The organism is Collinsella sp. AF31-11 (assembly GCF_003475605.1).
GTDB lineage: Bacteria > Actinomycetota > Coriobacteriia > Coriobacteriales > Coriobacteriaceae > Collinsella.
Map to the genome: position 1 here is coordinate 98,410 of NZ_QRQS01000007.1, position 7,261 is coordinate 105,670.

A 7,261-nucleotide genomic window follows, 5' to 3' on the forward strand; every position below is an offset into this window, starting at 1 on the left:
AGGTCGAAGCCCGTGACCCCGGACTCGTACACGCACCTGGCCCCGGGGTCCACGGACCGGACCCACGCCGCGACGGCCCCGGCGTCGTAGCCGAAGGTCGCGCAGCGCACCTCCCCGGTCATGACGTCGAGGGAGACGGCCTTTATCGAGCGGGCGTGGACGTCGAGTCCGACGAAGGTGGTAGTATCGAGCATGGGAGCCCCTTCCATGAATGCGGCGTGGCCGCCACGGCTGGATTAGACACTCACCATTGTCGGCCTGATCCGCGGACTTTCATGCCGGGGGCTCCCAATGTTTTATGTCCTGCTCATATCGTCTCTGCCGGCAGTTAAGGAACGTCCCTAAGTGCCGGGTTTTGAGGAGGTTGGCATGCTCAATGCGATGATTTGGGCGCTTGCCTGTTTTGGCGTTGTCGCTGCCGATATCGCCCTGAGTGTGGTTTTGTTCTCCGCTCTGGGCGTCGCATCGGTGTTCATGGGCTTTTCGATTGACGACCTCGATATTCAATTGCTTCAGGCTGCCGCGCAGATGGCGTCGTTTTTGATGGCGCTGCTGTGGTGGCGTTATCTGTGGCCGCGCTCGTTTATGGCGCGCTGGCAGGGCGAGCGCCCGCTTGGCGGGGGAGCAGGCAAAGCATGGAGGCGCATCGCCTGCGTTATCGTGATCGGCCTTGCCCTGCAGGTGGTCGTTGGCTACGTGACCGACGCCGTGCTGTTGCTGTTGCCCGAGGCCGCGGCCGACTACAGCGAACTTGTCGAGGAGACGGGCATGGGTGACACGAGCTATCTGGCCGTCCTGACCACGGTGCTCGGCGCTCCGTTTTGCGAGGAGCTGCTGGTGCGCGGTATCGTTTTTGAGTTTTCGCTCCGAGCGTTTAATCCGCAGTGCCGCCCACTTTGGAAGCGCCGGCGTCGTGCGAGCGCGCAGGACGGCGCCATGGTGCCCTGGGCGGCCCCGAGCACGTGGGGTATCGCCGCGGCGGTCGTGCTGCAGGCGGCGATCTTCGGTTTTATGCACCTGAACTGGGTGCAGGGCTGCTATGCGGGAGCTGCCGGCCTCATTTTTGGCTCGGTGCTCGTGACGACCGGAAAGCTCCGCTACACGATCCTGCTGCATTTTGCCTTTAACGCCGGGTCGTATCTCATGACGTTGCTCTGGTTTGTGAACACGCCGTTCGACGTGATAATCACGGTCGCGATCGCCGACGTGATCCTGGTGGAGGCAATGCACTCGCTGCGCCAAGCGTGCCAGCAGAGCACTGCGACCACATCTACCGCATTCCTGCACTAATTGCGGCGTCCGCCTCCGTTGGCGCCCTGACGCCCCTGAGCTGCACGGTTGCGGCCGGCGGTGTTCTGCGCACGCGACATGCCGCCGTGCCCCTTGCTGCCCTTGGGGCCCTTGCCGGCGCCACCGTGGGCCTTGCCGCCCTTCTTGCCGGTGCCGTGTCCGCCGCTAGCAGACGTCTCGCCCGGGCGCGGCGGCACGGGACGGATTAGGCAATGCTTGGTGTAGCCGATCAGGTCACGACGCCCGGCCTTTTCCAGCGCCTCGCGCACCAGCTTGTAGTTCTCGGGCTTGCGATACTGGATGAGCGCGCGTTGCATGGCCTTCTCGTGTGGGTCGCGCGCCACGTAGATCGGCTGCATGGTGCGCGGATCCACGCCGGTGTAGTACATGCAGGTCGACATGGTGGACGGCGTGGGGTAGAAGTCCTGCACCTGCTCGGGCATGTAGCCCATGTCGCGCACGGCCTCGGCAAGGTCCACAGCTTCCTTCATGGTTGAGCCGGGGTGGCTCGAGATGAGGTAAGGCACCACGTACTGCTTGAGTCCGTATTCACGGTTCAAGCGCTCAAATTTGCGGCAGAACGCGTCGTAGACGGCGCGGCTCGGCTTGCCCATCACACTCAGCACCGCATCGCTCACGTGCTCGGGCGCTACGCGCAGCTGGCCCGAGACGTGATGCTCCAGCAGCTCGCGCAAAAACTCGTCCGAGGCATCGGCCATGGTGTAGTCAAAGCGGATGCCGCTGCGCACGAAGACCTTCTTGACGCCGGGAAGCTGGCGCAGGTCGCGCAGCAACTGCGTGTAGCCGCTCTCGTCGACCACCATGTTCTTGCACACGCTCGGCCACAGACAGCGCTTGTTCTTGCACACGCCGTGCTTGAGCTGTTTGTCGCAGGCAGGACGGCTAAAGTTGGCCGTCGGTCCGCCCACGTCGTTGATGTAGCCCTTAAACTCGGGATCGTGCGTGAGTAGCTCGGCCTCGCGCATGATCGAGTCGTGGCTGCGCATCTGCAACACGCGGCCCTGGTGGAAGGTGAGCGCGCAAAACGAGCACTCGCCAAAGCAGCCGCGGTTAGAGCTGATGGAAAACTTGATCTCGGCAAAGGCAGGCACGCCGCCTGCCGCGTCGTAGTCGGGATGCCAATCGCGTGCGTAGGGGAGCTCTGCCACCTCGTCCATCTCGTCAGTGGTGAGCGTCGCCGAAGGCGGGTTCTGCACCACATAGACGCTGTTGGGGTAGGGCTCTACCAGGCGATGTCCGGTGATGGGGTCCATATTCTGCTGCTGCACGTTAAAGCTGCGCGCATAGTTGAGCTTGTCGGCGGTAAGGTCGTCCCAGCTGGGCAGCAGGTCGTAGTCGTAGACCTCGTCGAGCGAGCTGGTGCGGTAGACGGTGCCGTTGATATAGGTGATCTGGTCGACGGGCAGTCCGGCATCGAGCGCGTCGGCGATCTCGACGATCGCGTGCTCGCCCATGCCGTAGATGAGGATGTCGGCGCCCGAGTCGAGCAGTACCGAGCGCTTGAGCTTGTCCTGCCAGTAGTCGTAGTGGGCCAGGCGGCGCAGACTCGCCTCGATGCCGCCGATGATGATGGGGGCGTCCTTGAACGTCTGGCGGATGAGGTTGCCGTAGACCGTAACGGCACGGTTGGGGCGGTGACCCTCCTCGCCACCGGGGGTATAGGCGTCGGTGTGGCGGCGGTGCTTGGTCACCGAATAGTGGTTGACCATGGAGTCCATGTTGCCGGCACTGACGAGAAAGCCCAGGCGCGGCTCGCCGAGCACGGTGATGCTGGCGGGATCGGTCCAGTCGGGCTGGCAGATGATGCCCACCTTGTAGCCATGCGCGTCGAGTACGCGGCTGATGATGGCCATACCAAAGCTGGGGTGGTCCACGTAGGCGTCGCCGCAGATGTAGACAAAGTCGCACTGGTCCCAGCCGCGTGCATCCATGTCGGCGCGACTGACGGGTAGGAACTTATCGCGGCCCGGACGCCAGGGGCGTGAGGGCGCTGCCTGGGTGTGCGCGGCCCGGGTGGCGGGGGCGGCCGTGACCTGCGCCTTACCGCCGCGCTTTTGCTGCTGGCCCTGTTTGCCCTGCTGACTGCGCTGGTTATTCTGAGCGTGCTGAGGCTTTTTTGCCACGATCCCTCCCGGTGTTTGTATGCTGCACGTAATTGTAACCAGTCTTTTTGGAACGGGGCTAAAAAGACTGGTGGAGTACATGGGCTGGCGGATCGGCGCGTCGATGCGGGTGTCGGCGCCTCTCCCGCCGTTTGTTTCCAGACTGTGTATCCCCGTGTCGAAGGGGTCGTCTCGCGCGCACGCCATGTTGTCAATGGGTTACAGTATGAACGGCGGCAATGTCTCCGCCAACGCACGAGAGGGTCGTCAACAAGGAGGATGTACGACGATGCAGCGTGCCAAACAGATATCGGAGTCCATCGAGCTGGGCATCATCTTGGCGCTCGCCGGTGGCTTTATGGATGTGTATTCGTACATTGGGCGCGACCATGTTTTCGCCAACGCGCAGACAGGCAATATCCTGCTGGTGGGCGTGAGTATCTCGGAGGGCAATTGGGCACTTGCGGGGCGTTACTTCTTCCCTGTGGTTTCGTTTGCTGTGGGCATTATGCTTGCTGACCTGGTACACGAGCGTTTTGGCAGCGTGATTCACTGGCGCCAGGTGACGGTGTTCTTTGAAGCCGTCATCTTGCTGGGCGTGAGTTTTATTCCCGGTGGCGATTTCAACCTGCTCGCCAACTGCCTTACCTCGTTTGCCTGCGGCATGCAGGTCGAGAGCTTCCGCAAGATTCATGGACACGGCATCGCCACGACCATGTGTATCGGCAACCTCCGTAATGCCTTGCAAAACGTGGACGATTACATCATTACCCACAAGCGCGGCTTTTTGGAAAACGGCCTGCTGTACTTTGGTGTGATCTTTACCTTTGTGTTTGGCGCCGTGCTGGGCAATTGGTGCATTGAGCGCATAGGTCTGCATGCCATTGCGGTGGCGAGCGTGCTGCTGTTTATCGCGTTTGCCATCATGTTTATCGATCGCGAACGCGACTTGCGCTTTCGCTGGAAGGTTGCGGCCGAGGCTTGGAAAGAGGGCTGTCGAAAGTAACCGAATGCGGCAGAGGGGTTGTCCCTTTGCCGTAGTTTTTTCATCTCTATGTAGTACAGCTTCAGGAGCCAGAAAAAAACTATCTAGCTCCTGAATGTTGTTACGAACTGCTTTTTGCAATTTATTCGAGATGCTCTTCAATCCGAGCCCTCAGAAGGGCAATGGCTGTGGGTATTCCAATTGCGGCGGCTAATTCGGCTTTATCCAAAACCTGTATGTTAAAGCACGATTGTTTATCACATTGAAGGACGTTAACTGAAGATAGCTTCACTTCCCGTTGACTGAATATATCGTAATCTCCAAATAGGAAGTTACCTTTTATTGAGTAATTCGGTATGTTCGTTACGCACTTCATCTCAAGTCTGTTTAGGCCATAATCGAACACCGCAACTTCCTTGTGTTCGATGATGAGCGCAATCCTGGGCATGTTGCTAAAACCACCGTCGACGACAGTAAAGAGTTTTTCATTTGCATCGTCATAAACGGTATATTTAAGACTTAATAGCTGTCCTAGTGGACCCGTGAACCCATGCCTTTTGATGTTGAGGTTCTCTCCCGCTGGGTTGATGAGAGCCAGAGCATGCGGATAAGGGTTACCTTCAATTGAGATTCGATATTCGTCTGTAGCCGTCTTGCTCGATTTAGGACCAGTAGCCATCACGCATCATCGCCTCGATCGAATTGGAACCGTCTGCTGCTTCGTGCGGAGAATTACGCTGTACGTTGCAGTACATACAGCTGCAATAACCGCATGGGCAATTTCTAACAAAATGAATGACGCTATTTGCTGCATGCATGTTATTTACTATAGAGTATCCTTTATAAACGTATTGTTGTTAGTGTCGGAAAAATTTAGCCAAATATAGTCGGCCGAGATTGACCAATCCCGGCCGACCCATTTTGGCCAACACGCCCGCATCTATGACTTTCCTATCGCATTCCTACATCCCCTCGGGCTGGATCCCCCTCACCTTCACCGCCTGGGGGACGGCCTCCACCGAGTACGTGTCGAGCCCCCTGCCGCGGTAGCTCGGGCCCCGCATCACGAACACCGACGCCTTGTCGAGCAGCCTGTCGAGGGCGGCGTGTTGGCGCCACCAGCGTAGTGGCGGCGGGGAGGCACGGTGGCCATTATTCGGTGACCGGGATTGGTCAAAATCGGTTGACTATTAGCGGCTAAAATCGCCCGGCGCTAACATTGTCAAACATATATTGCTAAAACAGAAACAATTTATAGACTGAGTTGGTCGTATTCTTTGGGCGATTGCTCCTATAATCTAGCCTTCGCTGCTGTCGGGAGGGAAGGACTGGGGCTCCGTTATTATGTTGAAACGCTTTAACACTTTTGATGTTCTCACGCGTTTTTTGTTTCAAAAGCGTTAGGATGAGATTCATAGCGTGGGGCGTAATGGGTGCCCCGCACACGATGGGAGGCTATCAATGGCTAATCGTTTCGTTCTTAACACCATTTCTTATCATGGTTCTGGCGCCATCAAGGAGATCCCCGGCGAGCTCCAGCGCCGTGGTTACAAGAAGATTTTCGTCTGCTCCGACCCCGATCTTGTTAAGTTTGGCGTTACCGCTAAGGTGACCGACGAGCTCGACGCCGCCGGCATCGCTTGGAGCCTCTACTCCGAGATCAAGCCCAACCCCACCATCCAGAACGTCAAGGACGGCGTTGAGGCCTTCAAGGCTGCCGAGGCTGACGCTATCGTGACCATTGGTGGTGGCTCCTCCATGGACACCGCCAAGGCTATCGGCATCATCATCAACAACCCCGAGTTCGCTGATGTCCGCAGCCTCGAGGGCGTTGCTCCCACCAAGAACCATGCCGTGTTCACCATCGCCGTGCCGACGACCGCCGGTACCGCTGCTGAGGTGACCATCAACTACGTCATCACCGACCCCGAGAAGGTCCGCAAGTTCGTGTGCGTCGACACCAATGATGCCCCCGAGGTCGCCGTCGTCGACCCCGACATGATGGCTTCCATGCCCGCCGGCCTGACCGCCTCTACCGGCATGGACGCTCTGACCCACGCCATCGAGGGCTACACCACCAAGGGCGCTTGGGAGCTCTCCGACATGTTCCACTTTGAGGCTATCAAGCTGATTAGCGAGAACCTGCGCGACTCTGTCGCTGAGGCCAAGTCCGGTCAGCCCGGCTCCGGCCGCGAGGGCATGGCCCTTGGCCAGTATGTCGCCGGCATGGGCTTCTCCAATGTTGGCCTGGGCATCGACCACGCCATGGCTCACGCCCTGTCCGCTCACTACGACACCCCGCACGGCGTTGCTTGCGCCATGCTGCTGCCGATCGCCATGGAGTTCAACAAGCCGGTTTGCGCCGAGCGCCTGGCCAAGGTTGCCGTTGCCATGGGCGTTGACACCACGGGCATGAGCACCGACGAGGCTGCCGACGCCGCCATCGCCGCCGTCAAGCAGCTTTCCGCCGACGTGAACATCCCGCACGTCTGCGAGGCCTTGAAGGCTGACGAGATCGAGGTCCTGGCCAAGGACGCCATGGCCGACGCCTGCTTCCCGGGCAACCCGCGCGAGGCAACGCTTGACGACGTCATCGAGCTCTTCAAGAAGATCTGCCCGGCTGAGTAAATCACTCCCGTCGGCGGCCCCGGGTTTCCCTCCGGGCGCGTCCTCGGACATGCAAAAGGTCCCGCTGCGCGCGTTGCGCGGCGGGACCTTTTGCGTCCTGACGGAATGCGCCCGAAGGGAAACCCGGGGCCGCCTGCGTTCTTTTCTCAGATGCCGGGGTGCCGGAAAGGCGGGATGTGAGGGGCGCATTGTTGGATGGCGCCTTATGTCTGCTTATCGTGGCGGGGGCGGGTCT

Annotated in this window: 5 protein-coding genes and 1 pseudogene; 3 read left to right on the forward strand and 3 right to left on the reverse strand. The window is 59.5% G+C overall.

What is annotated here, in order from left to right:
• Positions 1 to 194, reverse strand: a pseudogene (locus DWZ22_RS10470) (IS110 family transposase); the annotation flags it as partial.
• A gap of 175 nt (positions 195 to 369) precedes the next feature.
• Between DWZ22_RS10470 and DWZ22_RS06040 the strand changes: the two are divergent.
• Positions 370 to 1,290 (forward strand): CPBP family intramembrane glutamic endopeptidase, encoded by a 921-nt coding sequence (locus DWZ22_RS06040; protein ID WP_147352271.1) that lies wholly within the window; start codon positions 370 to 372, stop codon positions 1,288 to 1,290.
• Here the strand turns inward: DWZ22_RS06040 and DWZ22_RS06045 are convergent.
• Positions 1,287 to 3,434: a YgiQ family radical SAM protein gene (locus DWZ22_RS06045; RefSeq protein ID WP_233546462.1), complete on the reverse strand. Its 2,148-nt coding sequence runs from the start codon at positions 3,432 to 3,434 to the stop codon at positions 1,287 to 1,289. The two genes, DWZ22_RS06040 and DWZ22_RS06045, sit on opposite strands and share 4 nt — an antisense overlap.
• Positions 3,435 to 3,702: 268 nt before the next feature.
• Here DWZ22_RS06045 and DWZ22_RS06050 point away from each other — a divergent pair, with 268 nt between their 5' ends.
• Positions 3,703 to 4,419, forward strand: a complete 717-nt coding sequence (locus DWZ22_RS06050) for a YoaK family protein (RefSeq protein WP_118405674.1) — start codon at positions 3,703 to 3,705, stop codon at positions 4,417 to 4,419.
• 121 nt (positions 4,420 to 4,540) lie between these two features.
• Here the strand turns inward: DWZ22_RS06050 and DWZ22_RS06055 are convergent, their stop codons facing one another.
• Positions 4,541 to 5,077 carry a hypothetical protein gene (locus DWZ22_RS06055; RefSeq protein WP_118405675.1) on the reverse strand — a complete coding sequence of 179 codons (537 nt, stop codon included), beginning with the start codon at positions 5,075 to 5,077 and terminating at the stop codon, positions 4,541 to 4,543.
• Positions 5,078 to 5,859: 782 nt separating this feature from the next.
• On the opposite strand from DWZ22_RS06055, the gene fucO reads away from it, so the two are divergent.
• Complete coding sequence (gene fucO, locus DWZ22_RS06065) at positions 5,860 to 7,026, forward strand: lactaldehyde reductase (RefSeq protein ID WP_118405676.1); 1,167 nt, start codon at positions 5,860 to 5,862, stop codon at positions 7,024 to 7,026.
• The last annotated feature ends 235 nt before the right edge of the window (positions 7,027 to 7,261 follow it).